Source organism: Nonomuraea sp. NPDC049646 (assembly GCF_044465525.1).
GTDB lineage: Bacteria > Actinomycetota > Actinomycetes > Streptosporangiales > Streptosporangiaceae > Nonomuraea.
This window is the reverse complement of sequence record NZ_JBITLU010000019.1, coordinates 169,991-187,109: the sequence shown is the minus strand read 5'-3', so window position 1 is coordinate 187,109 and position 17,119 is coordinate 169,991. Positions and strand designations below refer to the sequence as shown.

Genomic DNA, 17,119 nt, shown 5'->3' with positions numbered 1-17,119 from the left:
ATGCCTCGAACGCGTGTACGACAATGTGCGGATGGATGCGACGCAGGTGGAGCTGCACAACTGGCCTCACGACCGAGGTGCCGGCGGACGGGTCGCCCCGGCGGGCGATCCGATCAACCAGTGGGTCGTCTCGCGTGTCCACGCCCGCTACAAGTCACCCAAGATCGCTTTCGATCAGCGCGACGATCAGGGGCGGGTGCTCAAGCCTCGCCCCGAACTGCACGCCTACCTGCTCGACCTGGACGGGTCTCTGTTCGGCCTGCCGGACTACGAGAAGGTCATCCTGTGCCAGATGCCGCCGGTCGGCTCGTGGTGGATCAAGCAGGCTGACGACGAGTATCTGGCGCGGATCGAACGGTGGCGGGAGGTCTAGGCGGCGTCCTGCCAGCGGGTGCGCAGCTCGGCGCGCACCTGGTCACGACCTTCGGGCGTGGCCGGGATGTTCTCGCCGCGGCGCATACACCCGTCGATCGTTGCCAGGTCGGCGTAGTCGTAGTATTTGGCGCGCTCGTCGGGCATGCCGTGCTCGGCCGGGTCGTACTGGCGGGCGTGGTAGCGGCGGGCCCACTGCCGGATCGTCACCGGCTTCCGACGGAGTCGGGTAGCGGCTTCGATGGCGGTGACGAGCTCGGGGTCGATGGTGCACCCCCTGAAAATGCTGATGCCCTCGACACCAGAGGTGGTGTGAGGGCACACGTGTTTTGCTGGCACCGAGTGTTACAGGCCGCGGGCTCACAGGTCAAGCTGGGGCACGCACCTCCCCGCTCTCGTCGATGCCGAGATGGTCGCGGATCTCCTGCGCTGTCTCCGCGTTCGGGCCTGAGCCCTTCGCGCCGCACGAGCACCACCAAGTGCTGTGGCCAGTCGGACGAGTCACGGGGTTGCCGTCGCCGTCGAAGTCCTCGTACTCGCCCTGATCGACCTTCACCTCGTGGCCGCCGATAGTGATCGTGTTCCTCATCTGCTGCTCAGCTCCTCGTCGGCCAAGGCCGCCAGCATCGACGCGGCGGCCGAGAGTTCACGCAACTGCTCCGGGCCCATCCCGGCCAGCGCCTGGCGCGTCTGGCCAAGGTCACCCCGGTACGCCCAGGCCATCGCGCCCTGGGCGGCGAGGATGCCGCCGGCGTGGGCCAGCGACTCCCCGATCTTGCGCCCTGCGTCGGCCATGGACTCCTGGAACTGGCGCTGCCACTCGGCACCGCCGAACTGGGACCGCTCAGTCATCGCACCCTCCACTGCCTCACTGTTCGAAGACGCGGTCGACGACGGCAGCCCGCTCCGCGGCGCCCGCCCGAAAGTACCTGGCGGTCGTCTCGAGCGAAGCATGCCCCATCAGCGCCTGGATTTGGGCGAGATCCGCGCCGCCCTCGCGCAGCCTGGTCGCATAGGTGTGCCGGAGCCGGTGCGGGCGCAGCCCTGTGATGCCGGCGTCTTCGCCGACGGCGAGGACGACCTGGGTGATGCCCGAGACGGTGAGTCGGCCGCGCTGCCCGATCCACAGCGGCCCGTCGTCGGTGCCGCGGTCGGCCAGCCAGCCGGCGAGATGCTCGCGGGCGACCGGCGGCAGCGGCACGGTGCGCACCTCGTCGCCCTTGCCGTGCAGTCGTAGGCTGCCGGTGCGCGCGGTCAACACGAGGTCGTCGTAGTCGAGGCGGGCGGACTCCTCGACGCGAGCGCCCGCGAACAGCGAGGTGGAGATGATGGCGCGGTCACGCGGGCTGCGGCGGGCGGCGGCGCGCTCGACACGGCTCTGCTCAGCGCGGGTGAGCGCGTCAGGTTCGCCGGGTTTCGGGATGCGGACGCGCTTGACGCCGAGGCGGATGCCGGCTTGGGCGTAGAGGAGGGTGACGGCGGCGAGCGCCTGGTTGATCGACGCCGGGGACGATCCGGAGTCGATGAGGTGGCGGCGCCACGCGGTGGCCGCGGCCTCGGCGCCGACCACGTCCGCGAACGCATCGCCATGGTCCGCTGAGTGGCCGGCGAGCCAGGCGTCGTAGGCGCCGGCCTGCCGCTTGTAGGCGCGGACGGTGTTGGCGGACAGCTTGCACCGGTCGAGGTGGCGGTGGAGAGCGGCGAGTGCGTCGCGGCCGGCTGTGGTGTCGAGGCGAGGGTGGAGCGGGATGACGGAGGCTCCCACAGCTTCTCCCTTATTATCCGCTGAGTTTTGGGGCGGGTTAGAGGCACCCGGAGACGACATTATCCGCTGAGATGCTACGTCTACTCAGTGGATAATGTCAGTTATCCGCTGAGCTGTCGGTGGCGTCGAGAACGGCACGCAGTTCGCGGAGGGTGTCCGTTGTCGCGCCGAACCCGGCAGCGATGAGAGCGTCCAGGCGGTTCCGCGTCACAGAGAGGCGGCGTCCGGCGGTTTCGGCGTGTGCACGCCAATGAGCTGCGTACTTCCGCCACTGGTCTACGGTGCGTTCAGCCCAGCCACGCCGGGCAGTGTCGTCGTCTGTCCCGTCAGGGACAGGAGGAGTCTCGGCGGTGAGCAGCGACAGGATGTGTTCGGCGGTCTCGGCGCGCTCCCACAACGCCTGCTGGTCTTCCGCGGCGACGACGACCATCCCCGCTCGGGTGAGGGCGTCTAAGGCGATGAGAGCCGCGTCCTCGACCTCGCTTCCGGACATCGGGTCGCCGTTGCGGAGACGCATGTGCTCGCGGAGAGCGGCTTGTACGGCTTCTGCCGGGATGGGGTCAGGCATCACGGTCCCCCTCCTCTACGCCGGCGCCGTCGGGCGAGGCGAACAGCGCGGCGAGAGCGTCATCCGTCACCACCGCCGCGTCCGCCGCCAGCCGGTAGCCGTTCAAGGTGGGACGCATCCGCGACAGACGGATCCGACCAGCCTGGCCGACCCGGCTGCGAGCGTTCGGCACCGGCAGCGCCTCGGAGCCCGCCAGCCGACAGCGTTCGTTGGCGTCCAGATCGCGGCGAACAGCCTCAGAGTCGGTGAGCGTCTTGACGACGGCGAAGTCGTCGCGGATAGCGATCACCTCGACGGAGCGGCCCTGCTCGCGGACGGAGTTGCACGCCCACACCTGCCCGACCTGGACGGCGGGAGCTTCGATCTTCGGCATCGGCTCAGCCTTCCTGTGGGGAGTCCGGAGAGGCGGTGAGCAGGCCGATCACCTTGTCCGCCTCTTCGAAGGTCAGTACCAGCGCCACCGGGAGGTAGCAGCCGTCCGGCTCGGCTTTGACGCCGTGGCGGCCCAGAGCTGCCATCAGCTCAGCGGCGCGGGTCCGCGCGGCGCGAGCCTCGTGGTGGTTCTCATGCTGGAGGGCCATGTCGGCTCCTTGATCGGTTGAGGGTCTGGTGGTAGCCCTCTCCCGCGTCCAAGCACAGAGAGAGGGCGCAGGGATCGCCTAGCTGTAGTAGGCGCAGAGAAGCCAGGACGGGGTTTCCTGCTCGGGCGTGATCCCGAGCGCTTCCAGTGCCGCGCTCAGCGCGCTGTTCCACCTGAGGACCTCACCGAGATCGGGCGTCAGGTCCTTCGGGTTGACGATCAGTGCCTGGTCGTCGCCTACCTCGATCACGTTGGCGGCGAGGACGTACATCGGGTACTCGTGGTAGCTGTAGGTGTCGAATTTGACGCCGAGGCGCTCCTTAGCTGCACTCTCTGCGGTGAAGAAGTTGCCCTCGCCTGACCAGGTCTCCCACGTTTCGGTGAAGCCTGCGATCTCCGCGAGGAGGCGACGTTCCGCCTGCTCTACGAACCCGTCCGCGTCCTCGCCGTCGTCGTACCAGGCGACCTTCGAGGGGTCGAGGTAGCCGTACTCGTCGGTCTCGCGGAACTTCCAGCTCTCGCCGCTTCCGAGGTCGTAGCCGTAGGCGAGGAAGGCGCTCGGGGATGAGCCCATGTCGGTCTCCGTTCAGGGGGTTAGGGGTCAGCGGGCGGCGCGGTCCAGCGCGGCCTTCGCCGCTGCGATGTGCTTGCGGGCCTCAGCGGCGGCGGCTGCCTGCTTGTCGGTGGGGCCTGTGCCGGATGCCCAGTCGGAGCGCAGTTCGTCCTGGGCGTCGCCCAGCAGGCGGTGGGCGTTGCGGCGCATCTGCTCGAAGGTGGGGAGGTCGCTCATGTCGTTCTCCGTGGGGTCAGGGGTGGGCGGGAAAGCGGCTCCCGGACGGGAGGGGGTGGTTCCGGTCGGTAGAGACCGGGACCGGAAGAAGGTCAGCGAGGCGCGTGGTGGGGGTGGTCCTGGCAGCCCCACAGGCCCGGTGCACTCTCGTTGCGACACCCCGCCTCGATGCACATCTTGTTAATCAGTTCGTCCACGCGCCTGCAGGTCTGACAGGGGCAGTTCTCGGGGTGTGAGAGGTAGAGGTCCGTCAGGGCGTCGAACTCGTCCTTGTCGATCAATTCGCGGGCCATATCGGCTCCTACGTCCGGGGCGGGGGCGGGTCTTGGTCAGGGAGAGGGGGTGGGCCCCGAGGGGCCCGGGATGGTCAGGCGGCGATGGCGCGCCGGTAGGCGTCGTCGGTCATCGCCTCACCGAGCTCGGCCAGCAGCGGGAAGAGCGGCTGGAGGGCGTCCCAGGCGGCGTCAGCCGGCCCGGCGGCGGGTCCGCCCTTCTCGGCGATGGCGCACAGGACGAGCGCCACGCTCTGGGCGAGGCCGCGCAGGTGGTCGGCCACCTCGGGGCCGGCGTCGGGGTTGTCGTTGAGCATGGTCGTCAGCTCGTCCACGGGCTGCTCGTCGCGGGCGGCGGCGGTCTCGGTGAGCGTCATCGCGTCCTCCTCGGAGTGTTCAAGATCGAGTCAGGGGGTTGAGGTGGGCCCCTCCTCGGGGCCCGGAGGTCTGCTAGGCGGGGACGATCTCCATCCACCAGGACCAGGTGGGGCCCTCCTCGTCGGGGTCGTTGTCCCACCGGATCAGGTACTCGGCCTCGGCGTCCTCGCCCTTGCCGTCGATGCGGGAGCGGAGGATGGTGCCCTGCCCGTACGCGGGGTCGTGGTACTCGACTCGGCTTCCCTTGGCCAGAACCTGCATCTCGTTCTCCCTGGCGTCTCGTCCCTTGCTGATGCTTCAACGTTAGAGGTAACCTATAGATCGATGCAAGAGGTAACCTCTAATCGGTTTCTCGTTAACGAAGATTGTTTGAGAGGGCACCTCTAGACTCCCCCTCATGAGGAGGCCGACCGCCGTGTTCCGAAAGATGATCGACGACCTCGCCGCCGTCGAAGACCCCGCCAAGCGCATCCGCCTGGCCACTGAAGCCCTCGAAGCCGTCAAGGAGTTCAACGCCGAGGTCGCACAGCTACGCCAGACCACCGCCAAGGAACTGAAGGCTCAAGGGCTCACCCTCGCCCAGATCGGCGAACTCGCCGGCCCTCCCGACAAGCCCCTCCACTTCAGCCGCATCCGTCAAATCCTCCAGGGAGGACCGACCGGCCGATGGGCAAAGGCCGCCCGCGACGCCGCGAGTGACACGCCAGCGGAGGCTCCCGCCGGCGAGTAGGGCCCGCTCACGTCCGTGTCTCGATCCGCTTAATCCCGCCCCTGAGGTTCACACGGACGCGCAGGACGGTGTCGCCGGGGACGTCGTAGCGGAGCGCCCTCTCGACGAAGACAGCCAACTCGTCGAGCGTCATCCCCTGCTTCTCATCGCCGGCGTGCGCGACAGCGCTCGTAGTAACCGTCATGCTCGAACCTCCTCGTTGGGGAGCCGCGCGAACTGGGCTCCCTTGCGTCTGAAATGGTCAGCGACCTGCCGCTCCGGCTTGCCGACCGTCCAGCGGGCGATCGGCGCCGCATCCACGACCAGGCCGCCGCGGGTGACGATCGCGAACGTCGCCCACGGCAGCGACACCCAGACCCACGACGTCAGGTCGCTCATGCTCTGACCTCCTGCCGCTCGCGCTCGTGTTCCTCTGCCTGGGCGGCGAAGTGCCGGTCGTGCTCTTCCTGGTTGAGCAGCCGGCCGCAGGACTTGCAGGTGTAGTAGCCGTCATCGCCGCGGTACACCTTCGGCTCCCGGCACCGCGGGCACGCGATCGGCGAATGACGCGCGACAGGGTCAGCCTTCGCCATCGCCGTCAGCCGCTTCTCCCACAGCAGCACGTTCAGCCCAAAGTCCACGCTGCCTGGGTGCAGGACGATGTGGTCGAGCTGTTCAAGCAGGTACGCGATCACCAACTGGCGGGCGTCGGCGCCGCGGTTCAGGGACGGCCGGACGGGGTGGCGGCGGTACTCCTTCCAGAAGTTGGCGATGGCGGAGAGGTCCCCGTACATCTCGTCGAGCCGTTCGATCACTGTCTTCGAGTCGGGCGTTCTTCTCCCGTTGGGGCCGGTGGGGGCGGCGCCGCGGTGGCCTGTGATGTCGGCGTAGATGACGGGGGCGAGTTCGTTGATCCGGTAGAGGGCGTTGCGGATCTTCTTCGGGCAGTTGCTGCACCAGACCGGGTCACCGACGGGGACGGGGATGGTGGGCGGTTCGGGCCGGGCCGGCGGCGTGGGCTCGGCCGGGTAGATGAGCGGGGCCCGCCAGGTGGCAATGGCGTGCTGGTGGCGTTCCAGGGCGTCGAGGTGGAGGAGCATCTCGTAGTCGTGTCGGTCGATCGCCTGGTCGTAGGCGTCGTGCAGCCGCCGAGCCTGCGAATTGCACGGCCCCGGACAACTGTTCTCCGGCATGGTCATCGGAGCCTCCCCTTGTCGCGATTCTTCTGGCACGTCCGGCACTGCCGCACGTGCGGGCGGCCCGGCGGCCGGTATGTGTTGTCCTCGTCGAACGGATGCCCGCGCGTGCAGTGCGTCTTTCGGGTGTTGATGACCGGCGTCCACAGCCCGCGCGCGATGTTTTCCTCGTTCGTCACGAGCTCCAGGTGATCCGGGTTCACGCAGGTGCGGTTACGGCATCGGTGATCGACCACGAGATCGTCAGGGATTGGGCCTCGAAGGAGCTCCCATGCGATCCGGTGAGCTCGCTGGGGGTAACCGCGATCGGCCCGCATGATGATGAACTGCCCGTAGCCTTTGCCATCGAGCGACGCCGTCCAGAGCCAACATCCCAGGGGACCGTCCTTGCTGACCTTGCGCCAGAAACGCTCGCCGAGCGAGAGCCCCAGATCGATGTTCTTGATGGGGATGTGTGCTTGGACGTCGCCGTGATGCAGCCACCGCCGATAGTGAGGCTGGCACCATCCCCTGCAGAAGGTCTCTCGTTCGCATTCGGGCACGGTGCACGTACGCTTGGCCATGTCGACTCCTTGGTGGTCGGCCACGCCCCGGGACGGTTGCCGCCGTCGCCGGGGTTTGCTTTTACCATTGTCCCAGGTCAAGGTGCGCATTTCAGGCTTTTCGATCACCGGTGCCGCCTGTGGTACTCGGACTTCACGCGGGCAGCGCCGTTCCAGCGCCGGGCGTCGATGATCGCCAGGATGCAGGCGATCCGCTGGCTCAAGGTTTCGCCGTGCTCCATCTGGATCTGGATGCCGCGCGGGGTGTGGCGGCGCTTCATCGGCGCCGCCGGTGGTACTCGCGCTTCACCCGCGACGCGCTCGGATGCGTCTCCCAGAGCAGCTCTCGCCACGCCCGCCACCCGATCGGCTTGCTCGGGCACGTTAGGACGAGCGCCAGGCCGTCGCCGTTCGTGATGAACATGGTGACCGGGATGTTGTCGGGCCAGGCCAGCCCATCATCGATGATGGCCCCGAGCTTGACCCAGCCGGAGGCGGTGGCGTAGGTCCATGCGATCGCGTCACTCACGTCTCTCACCTGCCTCCTGGGCGGTGAGGATGTCGCGTGCGCGGGCGTGCGGGCATTCGCCGTCTTGGAGCCAGCCGTGGGTCTGGCAGTGGCCGTGGTGGTCGAAGTCCTCGCACAGGCCGGGATCGGTGAGGTCGCGGACGAGCTTGGTGAGGTCTTCGATGACAGCCTCGGTGCAGGCGACCTCCTGCTTCGCGTCCTCAGCTCGGTCCTTCGCCTCGTACCAGCGCTGCTTGGCCTGCTCGTAGCTGATGCCGTTCTGGCGTGACCTCTCGGCCCAGAGCTCACGCTGGTGCTCGCGCTCCATGCAGCCGACGCAGCCGGGACGGTTGGCGTTCTCGCGGAGCCGGGCGAGCTCGGGCTTGAGGACGAGGAGTTCCGTACGCAGGTGGCGTGCGTCGGCTTCGGCCTCGTGGACCCGCTTGCGGAGGTCCTCGTTCTCGGAGCGCAGCGTCTCCATGTCCTGGTCGCGCACGGCCAGGACGGCGTCCACGAGCGAGGAGATCCACGCCAGATGACTGGTCGAAGTCACGCCGTCGGTGTTGGCGAGGGCTGCTCGTTGGGCGGCGGTGTGGCAGCGCTGCCGGTAGTCGTCAGCCACAGCCGGGGCGGCGACCGCCCAGACCGCGAGTCCGTCCAGAGTCCTGTCGCCGCCGTGGGCCTCGCACTGGATGAGTTGAATACCGCAGGCCGGGCAGCGGGCCACGTCACAACCGAGGTCGTGCGGGCGGCCGGGCTGCACATGGCAGTCAGGGCAGCGCTGATCAGACACGGTCGGGTTCCTCTCCGTCGAGGGCGCGGATGGTCGGGCACGGGTACGGGTTGGCGCAGTAGCAGGAGCCGCGCTTGTGCGGGATTTCGCTGTGGAGGGCGCGGACGCGGGCGACGGCGGCGTTCGCGGCGTCCCGTCCCTGCCGGGCGATCTGGTTCTCCCGATCGAGCGCCTTGAGCTGGCGACGGAGTTCGTCGTTGAGGTCGTCGGCGAGCTGCAGCTCGTGCCGAGAGCTCTCGATCTCGGTAAGCGCGGCCTCGCGCGCTTGGGCGATGAGCGGCTGGGCGCGCTCCTGGGCGCGCTGGTCGATGTGGTGTTCGAGGCGGTCGATGCTGTTGAACATGGTCTCGGCAAGCCGGTCGAGGAGGCCGTGGACGCGGGCGCCGGTCACGATGTCGGCGGTGGGCGGGACGTTCGGCCAGGTGTAGACGGGACCGGGCTCGCCGGGGTCTACCGTGGCGCGCGCCCCCTGGTCTAGGAGCCCGCGCTCCCAGTCTGCGATCTCCGGCGTAGGGAGCGGGTCGCCAGCGCGGCGGATTGTGGGCGGCAAACCGTGGCCGACCATGCGGGTTGAACCCGCCAGGATGCGGCCTTGGCCGATCGTCCCGCCGAGGTCGAGGGTGCATTCAGCGTCGCGCGGGGGCGGGCCGAAGGGATGGAAGTTGAGGTCCGCCCACCACTCTTCGGGCTTCGTGCCGTCGGCATGAGCCGAATCAACGCCGAGGCGCGCGGTGATGTGGAGAGGTGCCTGGCCAGGGAAGGTGAGAACCGCCGGGACCGGCTGTGGGGTGGCGAAGGAAGGCGGTTCGGGCGGGGTGTCGCTGGCGGAGGTCACCTTGCACCGGTATTGCGGGAACACCATGCGATGGCCGTCGTCAAGGTCGAGGATCAGCGACGGCTGATCGGTGAGGGCGACAAGCTTCCCCGTCGAAGACTCGCCGTACCTGGGGGCTACAGTGACGCGCTGCCCGACCAGCGCCATCAGGTCAGGCCGGTTCAGGTTGGGATAGTTCATGCCGCGCCTCGCTCAGCGAGCGCGGTGATGGCGAAAAGGGCGCAGTCGCGGCACCAGTGGAGCGGGTGGTCGTCGCCTGGCAGTTGGTGGGTGTAGAGGATTCCGTCGGTGTCGCGTTGGAGGCGAACGGCTTCGTCGAGCGGGGTGATCTCAGTCTGGCAGCCGTCGCAACGCTTGATCATCGTCATCGTGTCCACCGTCCGGTGAGTGCTGCATGGATTTCGTCGCGGAGCATCCGCTCCTCCGCCTTGCGCGCCGTCCACCCGCGCCGCGCCCGTAACCCGAGGGATCCTTCGCACTGCCAGAGCCCCCACCAGGAGCGGCGGCGGGCGGATGCGGCCATGTCCTTGAGGGTGCAGCGGACGCCTCGCCAGTCGCGGCCGACGAGAATCCGGTTGGCGAGCCGGTCGAGGTCCCTGCCGAGGCCGACCCGGTACGGCTCGTGGACGGTGACGCCGAGCTGGGTGGCGGTCGTGCGGAGGGTGATGTTGGTTCGGGGAAGGTCACGCATCGGGTGCCTCCTGCACGAGCCGGTAGCCGGTCGATGTCGGCCGGAAACGGTCGAGGCGAATACGGGTCCGGCGCTGCTGTGTCCGGCTGTCGACCATGCCGCGAACATCGACTGGTGTGACGGTGGCGTGGGTGGCGTCGACTTCGAGGACGCGGATACGGCGCCCTTCGGAGCGTTTGTCGTTGTCGGCCCAAACCTGGCCGACCCGGACGGAGGGTTCGTTCACGGTTCCTCGCTTGTTCTGTGCGGCACAGCATGACTCAGGATGCTTCTCTGTGCCGCTGTAATCGAATCTGGCGGACTTTCAGGGCGCGGTCAGTGCTTGCGGGTGCCGGGGGCGGGAGAATCGCGTACAGGGCTGCGCACACGGACCTTCGTCTTCAGGCAGATCGCGCACTCGTACGTGACCACGTTGCCGATGCGTTCGATCCCAACCCAGCAATGAAGGAAATGGATCATCGCCGTCCTCCTGCCAGATGCGCTATCTGATCGGAGAGCCTGGCGATCCCCGCATGGCCCCGCTCCGTCACCCGGTAATACCGGCGAGCAGGACGGCCCAACACCTCCGGGTCGGCGCGCTCCCAGCGCGCCGTCAGCCAGCCGCCACGCTCGAGCCGGCGCAGCATCGCATACACCGCAGGCGCGGACAGACGCGTCGCCTCGGCGACCTGACCGCCGTACACCTCGCCGGTACGGACGGCGAGGTATGCGAGCACCAGCGCGGTCGGGCGGGTGAGACGGGCAACCGGGGTCACGACTCCACCCCCGCCTCGACCAGCAGCAAACCGCCCACGATCATGGCTGTTACCAGCAGCGCGAAGCCCCACGCCGTAGCGGCTTCCCGCCACCCCAGATCACGCACCGTCATCGCAACGATGCACACAATGGGGATGGCGGCGAGGATCACACCCGCCGCGATCACGACTCCTCCTCGGCGGGAAACACCTGGAAGAGGTGCCAGACGAGGCCGTCCAGGCGTTCGGTGGTGCCGACCAGCCGCGCCGACGCCGGGACCGGCTGGCCCGTGCCGAACACCTGGAACGTCCGCTCGGCCACCGCGACGCCGTCTTCGTGCTCGGCCCAGAACTCCACGCGGTGGGTCACGCCCACGTGAGCGGCGCCGATGCGCTTGGCCGCGACCTTGTGCGGACCGTAGGCGAGCTCGAAGGTGTGCGGGCGGCCGTCGATCGGCACCTCGTAGCGGAGAACGCACTTGCTGGTGTTGGGCGTCACGTCAGACCTCCGTTCGGTGTGGAGTTGTCGAGGATCGGCGGCAGGCTCGAAGCGACAACCGTGTACGGCTCCCGCTCTGCCAGCACGCACGATCGGGGTCGGTGCGGGTGCTCGATCCCGCAGTACGGCACCTCGTCCCCGTCGAGCAGGTACTCCCACACCCGCACCGACGGGCAATCCACGAGGTGAACCTCGAACCGCCACACCGCGGCCGGGCTCAATCCCTGCTCTCGCATCCACGCGAGCATCCGCGGGTGCATGTCGGCGGCGTAGAAGCGGCGGCTGCTCGGATGGTAGGCGTCGAACACGTACAGCGGCTCTGCGGTCGGGGTCACGGCTGGCCTGCCTCTCCGGCGATGGCCAGCAACTCCCGCGGCACCACCGTCGACACCCGAGCCTGCTGCGACGGCGACAACTCCAGTGCGTCGAGGATCCGGCTGATCGCGCCGGCGATCAGGGCGCCCTGGGCCTCGGCGAGGCGGATCTCGCGGTCGGCGATGCCCATATCGTGCGCGACCTTCGCGTACCGGACGGTCCGGTCGCGCTCGTCCGCCTCCAGCTTCGTCAGCCCGCGCGCGGCCTCGCCCGACACATACACGCCGACGGACGGCGACGCGGAGCGGGTGTGCCCGATCAGGCCCGCGCCCGGCCCCAGTTCCGGGTCATCGCCCAGGCCGCGGCCGCCGCCCTCCTCCTGGGCGTCCTCGACCTGGCGTTGCAGCAGCGACGCGTAGAAGCCCGCCCGCGCCCAACTCAACTGCAGCATCCCCATCACAGCCTCGGAGGGGGTGACGTCCTGCCGACCGGGAACCGCACGCCAGACGGACAGGGCGGCGCCCTTCGCCTTCAGCACCTCGCGGCGCTGGCCCCCGTGCGTCTTACACGCGTTCGTCCCGCGGATCGCCAACGCGTGGCAGCGGGACTGAGTGCGCTTCGACTGCTTCGAGCACTCCCACCGGCCGTGCCCCTCACAGCGGACAGCGCCAGCCTGTCTCATCAGGTCGTCTTTGCTCATGAGGTCGGTCACGACGCCGCCCTGGAGAATCTGGCGAGTTGGATCGCCCGGCGGCTCGCCATGATGCTGCGAAGGGGCGCGTTCGGCTGGAGTGGGGATGGGGTCCAACCCAGGGCTGCGGCGAAGTCGGGGAAGCGGTCGTTGACCACGGGGAGTCGATACCAGTCGAGGTGTTCGCCGGTTCGTGGATCGAATGGCCAGGTGAAGTGAGTCAGGAAGTCTCCGAGCCGTCGATACACGGCTGCGGTTTCGGCGTCGCCGTAGGCTCGTTCGTGGTCCTGGAAGGGGGCGCTTTCGAAGATGCCGCGCCAGCCTGAGTGGACCGACCAGACGATTGGTACGGCGTCCGTCTCCAGCCAGTGGGGGTAGTGGCGTTGCAGATATCGAACGTAGGCGTCGAGTTGCTCGTCGCCGTCGTAGTCGTAGTAGCTGTCGACCATGGCGGAGCAGTCGAGTTCTGGGTAGAGCACCAGGTCCGCGTTGAATGAGTGTCCGGAGCGGCGGCTTTGGAAGTGCCATCGTCCGCCTTCGGCCGGTTGTGTTCGCGATCCGGCATGAGGGCGTCTGCTGGCCAGGTTGTGCTTGATGTTGTGTTGCGGCCGTTCCTGCTGGATGGCGATCTTTTCTGCGTGGAGGGCTGCGTCTCGGTCAGCGTGATGCTCGACGGTGACGTGGGCTACGTGCCTGAACCATGGCTTCCTGTCCTCGTGCTGTTCGAAGCGGCGCGGTAGGCAGTTGGTGATGCCGATGTAGAGCAGGAGTTGGTTGGCGTCGTAGAAGCGGTAGAGGCTGGTGGGTTGATCGTCGAGGGGGCGGGGGCTGCTGGTCACGGCGTGGCCTCCGGGTTGGTGGTGACGATGTAGGGCTTGCGTCCGGTGCGGCATTTGCTGGTGCGGTAGTGGCGGCCGGGTGTGGGGCCGTGGGCGTGCCGGTGCTCGCAGTAGGGGCAGGCGACGACGGCTACGGTGCGCCCGGTCTCGGGGAGCGTCACCAGTTCGGCGTGAACGTGGGTGGTGATGAGGCAGAGGTCGGCGCGGTAGGCGTCGGCGGTGTGGGCGCAGACGGTGGCGCAGCGTCCGCCAGTTGAGGGGCAGAGCGGCCAAGCGGGTGCGTCTTCGGGGGGTTCGGGGGCTCCGCAGGCGAGGCATTCGGGTGCGCATGGGACGAGTTCGTTCCATTCCTTGTCGCGGCGGGGAGGCCGCGGGTGCCCCTTGTGTTCGAGCCGCGTGATGCGCATCTCGAGGGTCGGCGGCTGGGGTGCGTCGTCGTCGAAGAGGGCTGGCTGTGCTTCGAGCAGGGTTGTACGCCGGCGGGCCATCATCTGGGGCTCCTGCAGGAGGGGATGGGGGATCGCGGGTGCCGGTTTTCGTCACGGCTTGTAGTCATCCAGGACATCCAGGACATCCAGGATGTGGAGGATCTGAGAATTCGAGACTCAGTGACTGCCTGTGGATGCAGGACAGGATATATATACAGACAGTAATAATGATCTTGTAGGGTTTCTTCTACCTGGATGTCCCCAATTGCAGCCGCACGCTGCGACATCCAGGATGTTTCAGACCACATCCAGGATGTCCCGGACCACGTCCAGGACATCACGCACCGTGACATTCGGGGTTTCGTGGGGGCGTCGTCGCCCCGATTCAGAGATGCAGGGCATCCTGAACATCCTGGATATCCTGAACGTCGCCGTTTCCGCAGGTCACAGTATCCAGGACGCGAAATCCTGGACATCCTGAACACATCCTGGATGTCCTGAACGTCAACCTCGACATCCTGAACGTCTCCCCGAACGACCTCAACGCACCAACGCAGGCCGTGACCGCTCATCCCAGCCCCCCAAGCAGCTCCGGATGCGCCACGAACATCGGATCAGCCGTCCGCCGCCCGGCCGCGTCCTTCCGCACCGCCGTCGCGAGCCAGCCCTGCCGGGCCAGCATCATCAACACCGCCTGCGCCCCCGGAGCGCCGTGCTCCTTCGCCCACGACCGGCTCTTCAACCCCTGCGACATCTGATTCGCCGTGAACGTCGCCATGCCCTTCTTGCGGATCCACTCCAGGACATGGCCCGAGGCCGCCTGCATCCACGCGGGCCGCCCTGCCACCTGACGCTCCTGAGAACCGCCGAGAATCGCGATGGCATGCGGGATGCAGTAGTCGATGATGGTGAGCGCGTCGGCCATCGTGCTGCCACTGACAGGCATCTGCGGCGGATGGCCAGCCGCGAGATGCAAGAGCGCAGCGAGCCGGTAGGCGTTGCCGGCGGCTCTCGACATCCAGCCCTTCACCGCGACGAGGTCACCGCTGTCAGGGTCGAGCCGCCGCTCTTGCCGCTCTCGCCAGGCAAGGATCAGATCCTCGCCGTCTTCGCTGACCTGCATCGGTACTGGCGGCAGAGGCACGCCTTCGTCGTCGAACGTGCTGCCGTCAGGGCGAACCGAGTAGAAGGCGCGGTGCACGCTGGCGTTCCACGCTTCGGCCAGGTGGGGCGGGATGTGGGGTGGCTTCTGGTCGCGGCTTCCGGCCAGCGACACGGGCCTGGCGAGGAGGAACCGGTTGAGAAGCCCCTTGTCGGTGACGGCCTTGGAGTCGATGGCGTCGGCAATGACGACGGGCTGCACGGACAGCGACAGGGCGAGGCTGGGCCGCTCGAGCTCGAAGCTCTCGCGGCTGATTCGTTCGGGCCTCCAGGGTTCGGAGGCGTCCCAGGCTTGCAGAACGAATTCGAGGTTCGGCTTGCCGTTGTTGTATCGGCCGCAGATGTTGCCCAGGAAGGTGCCCTCGGCGGAGACGATTCCGATGTGACCGCCGACTTCGTGAATACGCCGGGCGAGCGCTTCGGGCAGGATGTCGCCGGCGAGCAGTTGGGGGCGCGGCGGCCCTGTCAACTCCCGGATGGTGTCCTTGAGTGCGTCGAGCTGGTCCTGCAGCTTGCCGCGCTTGTCCGGTGCCGCGACGGCAAGGTCTTTGATCAGCTTTTCGCGCGTGAGTTGCGCGATCTCGAGTTGCTCGGCGTTCTCCTTGTATATGCCGTCCCATGCGGCCCGCAGGCTGGACTCGAGCCGGTAGACGGGCTTGTTGACTGCCTTGAACGCTCGGGATTTGCCGTCGCCGCTGTCGGCGATGGTGGCGATGAAGAGGGCGAGGGTTTCTTCGGTCCATTGGCCGGTGATGGTGGCGTGGGAGCCGACGACGACAGAGAGTGCGCCGATGACGGCGAACGCGGCGATCTCGGGCGGCGTTTGGGTGTAGGTGGCGACCGCGGATACGAATTTGCCGGTGTCGCCGGGCAGGGTGTGGAGCGGGAACGCCGGCAGGATGGCCGGCTGGTCGTCGCTGCCAGGGATGGTCCAGGTGGCGGCGTGGATATCGTCAACGCTGCTGTAGACGCCTTCCCAGATGGCTTGGTCGTTGGCGTGAGCCATCGCCTTGCGGACGTCGACATCGCCTGTCTGGGCGGCAGGTGTGGCCGTGTTGGCTGCGGCTGGCACCGGTTCCTCGGTTGCGTCGGTGGGCTGGTCGGGCCAGGGCGCGTCTTCGGCGGGCGGCGGCGTGTTGGGCGTCCACGGCCGGACGCCGCACCGGGACCGGATGTGGTCAAGGATGGCCGGGCGCAGACCAGCTGCTGCAGGGGAAGCATCTGGGTTGCCCGCGGCGGCGAGGACTAGGTCTTTGCCCGCAGCGCTGTGGTTGTCCCTGTGGTACCAGTGTGCGAACACTTTGCCGTGGGTGAGCCGGTGGCCGGCGCCGACCGGGAGCGGCGCGGTTTCGGAGAAGTTGACGCAGGTGTGCGCGAACGCTCGGACCGAGTACTCGGATTCGGCGGAGGACCCGGAGTATTTCCACAGTTCGGCGTTGTCACGCTCTGACCTGACGTAGTTGAAGCCGTACGGCTCGAACAGGTCTGACCATTCACATACTTCGCCGAGCGCGTCGAACGGCCCGACAGTCCCCGGGGCGAAGGAGGTGGCGCGTGACCTAGCGGGCGGCACCTTGTAGGCGGCGGGTTCGGGGTCGGGCAGGTCGATCGAGTAGAGGACGGTGGCGAGTTCATCGAGGCTGTAGGTGATGCCGGAGGCTTCGATGATTCGGCATCGCCGCTCGAGGTCGGCTTTGCGGTTGATGGTGCCGGGGATGCGTAGGACGCGGGCGAGGTCGCCGACGCCGGTGCCGTATGCCCATCCGAGTTGGTGGGCGCCGGCTTCGATGATGAGCTGCCAGCGCTTGGACAGGGTGTCAATGTCGTCATAGTTGGCGGGAGTGATGGTGACAGGCTCGTCGAGCAGATGCCACGGGTACCAGCCCCCTCCGGACTGCACCCACATGGTGGGCTCGGGGAGCCCTGCAGCCTCGAGGATGCGTCGTCCGTCCTCCGGGGTGGGTGGCAGCGGCAGCTTCCTGTGCGTGTGCCGTTCGGTGCAGTCGTTTGCGCAGACCGTGTACTTGTGGCCGGGCCCTGCGACGTCGATGTCGGCCCAGAACCCGGGGAAGGCGAGAGAGTCGGGTGCCTCACCTCGTTTGCCGGCCCGCGGCGGGGTTCGCAGGGTGGTGGCGCGGGCGTAGATACCGGCTCGCTTCTGCTTGTCGAGCCGGGCGATGTATGCGACGGCGGCGTCGAGGCCGGCGTGGTCGGTGGTGAAGGTTTGGCCGGACCAGTTGCCGGTGGAGACGATGTTGATGAGGCCGGGGGCGTCGCCGTGGAGCGTGGCGAGCCAGCGCCGCGCCTCGTCGAGGTCGGCTGCTGGTGGTTCCTGCTCGGAGGTCAACGGGTCCCCCTGGATGGTTCGGGTGGTGCTCGGGCGGGAGGTCATTCGCGGGGCGGGTTCAGCAGCGGAGTGTTAGAAGAGCGGGTCTTGGGCCCGGTCTTCGAGC

The 17,119-nt window shown here is 67.9% G+C and carries 32 protein-coding genes; 2 read left to right on the top strand and 30 right to left on the bottom strand.

What is annotated here, in order from left to right:
* Window positions 1-13 precede the first annotated feature (13 nt).
* Window positions 14-373: a hypothetical protein gene (locus ACIBQ8_RS41985; RefSeq protein ID WP_397194852.1), complete on the top strand. Its 360-nt coding sequence runs from the start codon at window positions 14-16 to the stop codon at window positions 371-373.
* Here ACIBQ8_RS41985 and ACIBQ8_RS41980 read toward each other — a convergent pair.
* From ACIBQ8_RS41980 to ACIBQ8_RS41930, 11 genes are all read right to left on the bottom strand, one after another.
* Window positions 370-582, bottom strand: a complete 213-nt coding sequence (locus ACIBQ8_RS41980; RefSeq protein WP_397194851.1) for a hypothetical protein — start codon at window positions 580-582, stop codon at window positions 370-372. The genes ACIBQ8_RS41985 and ACIBQ8_RS41980 overlap by 4 nt on opposite strands.
* 157 nt (window positions 583-739) lie before the next feature.
* Complete coding sequence (locus tag ACIBQ8_RS41975) at window positions 740-961, bottom strand: hypothetical protein (RefSeq protein ID WP_397194850.1); 222 nt, start codon at window positions 959-961, stop codon at window positions 740-742.
* Window positions 958-1,224, bottom strand: coding sequence for a hypothetical protein (locus ACIBQ8_RS41970; protein WP_397194849.1), 267 nt, complete (start codon window positions 1,222-1,224; stop codon window positions 958-960). Before ACIBQ8_RS41970 ends, ACIBQ8_RS41975 begins: the two co-directional genes overlap by 4 nt.
* 16 nt (window positions 1,225-1,240) lie before the next feature.
* Window positions 1,241-2,137, bottom strand: coding sequence for a tyrosine-type recombinase/integrase (locus ACIBQ8_RS41965; protein ID WP_397194848.1), 897 nt, complete (start codon window positions 2,135-2,137; stop codon window positions 1,241-1,243).
* A gap of 97 nt (window positions 2,138-2,234) precedes the next feature.
* Entirely contained in the window at window positions 2,235-2,705 is a 471-nt protein-coding gene (locus ACIBQ8_RS41960; RefSeq protein ID WP_397194847.1) for a hypothetical protein, read from the bottom strand.
* Window positions 2,698-3,078 carry a hypothetical protein gene (locus tag ACIBQ8_RS41955; protein ID WP_397194846.1) on the bottom strand — a complete coding sequence of 127 codons (381 nt, stop codon included), beginning with the start codon at window positions 3,076-3,078 and terminating at the stop codon, window positions 2,698-2,700. The genes ACIBQ8_RS41960 and ACIBQ8_RS41955 overlap by 8 nt, the downstream gene beginning before the upstream one ends.
* A 4-nt stretch (window positions 3,079-3,082) precedes the next feature.
* Window positions 3,083-3,286 (bottom strand): hypothetical protein, encoded by a 204-nt coding sequence (locus ACIBQ8_RS41950; RefSeq protein ID WP_397194845.1) that lies wholly within the window; start codon window positions 3,284-3,286, stop codon window positions 3,083-3,085.
* A gap of 78 nt (window positions 3,287-3,364) precedes the next feature.
* The gene (locus ACIBQ8_RS41945) at window positions 3,365-3,859 is read right to left on the bottom strand and encodes a hypothetical protein (RefSeq protein WP_397194844.1); all 495 of its coding nucleotides are present in this window, start codon (window positions 3,857-3,859) and stop codon (window positions 3,365-3,367) included.
* Between the two features lie 27 nt (window positions 3,860-3,886).
* Window positions 3,887-4,075 (bottom strand): hypothetical protein, encoded by a 189-nt coding sequence (locus tag ACIBQ8_RS41940; protein WP_397194843.1) that lies wholly within the window; start codon window positions 4,073-4,075, stop codon window positions 3,887-3,889.
* Between the two features lie 367 nt (window positions 4,076-4,442).
* Window positions 4,443-4,724, bottom strand: a complete 282-nt coding sequence (locus ACIBQ8_RS41935; RefSeq protein ID WP_397194842.1) for a hypothetical protein — start codon at window positions 4,722-4,724, stop codon at window positions 4,443-4,445.
* A gap of 73 nt (window positions 4,725-4,797) precedes the next feature.
* A complete protein-coding gene (locus ACIBQ8_RS41930; RefSeq protein ID WP_397194841.1) occupies window positions 4,798-4,986 on the bottom strand; it encodes a hypothetical protein in 189 nt (62 codons plus the stop codon).
* Between the two features lie 136 nt (window positions 4,987-5,122).
* On the opposite strand from ACIBQ8_RS41930, the gene ACIBQ8_RS41925 reads away from it, so the two are divergent.
* On the top strand, window positions 5,123-5,455 hold the full coding sequence (locus ACIBQ8_RS41925; protein WP_397194840.1) for a hypothetical protein: 333 nt from the start codon (window positions 5,123-5,125) through the stop codon (window positions 5,453-5,455).
* Window positions 5,456-5,462: 7 nt separating this feature from the next.
* On the opposite strand, the gene ACIBQ8_RS41920 is transcribed toward ACIBQ8_RS41925, so the two are convergent.
* The 19 genes from ACIBQ8_RS41920 to ACIBQ8_RS41830 all read right to left on the bottom strand — a co-directional run bounded on the left by ACIBQ8_RS41920 (window position 5,463) and on the right by ACIBQ8_RS41830 (window position 17,013).
* The gene (locus ACIBQ8_RS41920) at window positions 5,463-5,639 is read right to left on the bottom strand and encodes a hypothetical protein (RefSeq protein WP_397194839.1); all 177 of its coding nucleotides are present in this window, start codon (window positions 5,637-5,639) and stop codon (window positions 5,463-5,465) included.
* Window positions 5,636-5,833, bottom strand: a complete 198-nt coding sequence (locus ACIBQ8_RS41915) for a hypothetical protein (protein ID WP_397194838.1) — start codon at window positions 5,831-5,833, stop codon at window positions 5,636-5,638. The genes ACIBQ8_RS41920 and ACIBQ8_RS41915 overlap by 4 nt, the downstream gene beginning before the upstream one ends.
* On the bottom strand, window positions 5,830-6,633 hold the full coding sequence (locus ACIBQ8_RS41910; RefSeq protein WP_397194837.1) for a hypothetical protein: 804 nt from the start codon (window positions 6,631-6,633) through the stop codon (window positions 5,830-5,832). Before ACIBQ8_RS41910 ends, ACIBQ8_RS41915 begins: the two co-directional genes overlap by 4 nt.
* Entirely contained in the window at window positions 6,630-7,193 is a 564-nt protein-coding gene (locus ACIBQ8_RS41905; RefSeq protein ID WP_397194836.1) for an HNH endonuclease signature motif containing protein, read from the bottom strand. The genes ACIBQ8_RS41910 and ACIBQ8_RS41905 overlap by 4 nt, the downstream gene beginning before the upstream one ends.
* Before the next feature lie 104 nt (window positions 7,194-7,297).
* On the bottom strand, window positions 7,298-7,453 hold the full coding sequence (locus ACIBQ8_RS41900; RefSeq protein ID WP_397194835.1) for a hypothetical protein: 156 nt from the start codon (window positions 7,451-7,453) through the stop codon (window positions 7,298-7,300).
* A complete protein-coding gene (locus ACIBQ8_RS41895) occupies window positions 7,450-7,701 on the bottom strand; it encodes a hypothetical protein (RefSeq protein ID WP_397194834.1) in 252 nt (83 codons plus the stop codon). Before ACIBQ8_RS41895 ends, ACIBQ8_RS41900 begins: the two co-directional genes overlap by 4 nt.
* Complete coding sequence (locus ACIBQ8_RS41890; RefSeq protein ID WP_397194833.1) at window positions 7,694-8,473, bottom strand: hypothetical protein; 780 nt, start codon at window positions 8,471-8,473, stop codon at window positions 7,694-7,696. The genes ACIBQ8_RS41895 and ACIBQ8_RS41890 overlap by 8 nt, the downstream gene beginning before the upstream one ends.
* Window positions 8,466-9,488 (bottom strand): hypothetical protein, encoded by a 1,023-nt coding sequence (locus ACIBQ8_RS41885; protein WP_397194832.1) that lies wholly within the window; start codon window positions 9,486-9,488, stop codon window positions 8,466-8,468. The genes ACIBQ8_RS41890 and ACIBQ8_RS41885 overlap by 8 nt, the downstream gene beginning before the upstream one ends.
* Window positions 9,485-9,676: a hypothetical protein gene (locus ACIBQ8_RS41880; RefSeq protein ID WP_397194831.1), complete on the bottom strand. Its 192-nt coding sequence runs from the start codon at window positions 9,674-9,676 to the stop codon at window positions 9,485-9,487. Before ACIBQ8_RS41880 ends, ACIBQ8_RS41885 begins: the two co-directional genes overlap by 4 nt.
* On the bottom strand, window positions 9,673-9,999 hold the full coding sequence (locus tag ACIBQ8_RS41875; protein WP_397194830.1) for a hypothetical protein: 327 nt from the start codon (window positions 9,997-9,999) through the stop codon (window positions 9,673-9,675). Before ACIBQ8_RS41875 ends, ACIBQ8_RS41880 begins: the two co-directional genes overlap by 4 nt.
* Window positions 9,992-10,225, bottom strand: a complete 234-nt coding sequence (locus tag ACIBQ8_RS41870; RefSeq protein WP_397194829.1) for a DUF6354 family protein — start codon at window positions 10,223-10,225, stop codon at window positions 9,992-9,994. The genes ACIBQ8_RS41875 and ACIBQ8_RS41870 overlap by 8 nt, the downstream gene beginning before the upstream one ends.
* A gap of 229 nt (window positions 10,226-10,454) precedes the next feature.
* Window positions 10,455-10,754, bottom strand: coding sequence for a PadR family transcriptional regulator (locus tag ACIBQ8_RS41865; RefSeq protein WP_397194828.1), 300 nt, complete (start codon window positions 10,752-10,754; stop codon window positions 10,455-10,457).
* Complete coding sequence (locus ACIBQ8_RS41860; RefSeq protein WP_397194827.1) at window positions 10,751-10,921, bottom strand: hypothetical protein; 171 nt, start codon at window positions 10,919-10,921, stop codon at window positions 10,751-10,753. Before ACIBQ8_RS41860 ends, ACIBQ8_RS41865 begins: the two co-directional genes overlap by 4 nt.
* The gene (locus tag ACIBQ8_RS41855; RefSeq protein WP_397194826.1) at window positions 10,918-11,232 is read right to left on the bottom strand and encodes a hypothetical protein; all 315 of its coding nucleotides are present in this window, start codon (window positions 11,230-11,232) and stop codon (window positions 10,918-10,920) included. The genes ACIBQ8_RS41860 and ACIBQ8_RS41855 overlap by 4 nt, the downstream gene beginning before the upstream one ends.
* Window positions 11,229-11,567, bottom strand: a complete 339-nt coding sequence (locus ACIBQ8_RS41850) for a hypothetical protein (RefSeq protein WP_397194825.1) — start codon at window positions 11,565-11,567, stop codon at window positions 11,229-11,231. The genes ACIBQ8_RS41855 and ACIBQ8_RS41850 overlap by 4 nt, the downstream gene beginning before the upstream one ends.
* A complete protein-coding gene (locus tag ACIBQ8_RS41845; RefSeq protein WP_397194824.1) occupies window positions 11,564-12,259 on the bottom strand; it encodes a hypothetical protein in 696 nt (231 codons plus the stop codon). Before ACIBQ8_RS41845 ends, ACIBQ8_RS41850 begins: the two co-directional genes overlap by 4 nt.
* Window positions 12,256-13,077: a GIY-YIG nuclease family protein gene (locus ACIBQ8_RS41840; protein WP_397194823.1), complete on the bottom strand. Its 822-nt coding sequence runs from the start codon at window positions 13,075-13,077 to the stop codon at window positions 12,256-12,258. Before ACIBQ8_RS41840 ends, ACIBQ8_RS41845 begins: the two co-directional genes overlap by 4 nt.
* Window positions 13,074-13,568 (bottom strand): hypothetical protein, encoded by a 495-nt coding sequence (locus tag ACIBQ8_RS41835; RefSeq protein ID WP_397194822.1) that lies wholly within the window; start codon window positions 13,566-13,568, stop codon window positions 13,074-13,076. The genes ACIBQ8_RS41840 and ACIBQ8_RS41835 overlap by 4 nt, the downstream gene beginning before the upstream one ends.
* Before the next feature lie 505 nt (window positions 13,569-14,073).
* The gene (locus ACIBQ8_RS41830; RefSeq protein ID WP_397194821.1) at window positions 14,074-17,013 is read right to left on the bottom strand and encodes a YfjI family protein; all 2,940 of its coding nucleotides are present in this window, start codon (window positions 17,011-17,013) and stop codon (window positions 14,074-14,076) included.
* Between the last annotated feature and the right edge of the window lie 106 nt (window positions 17,014-17,119).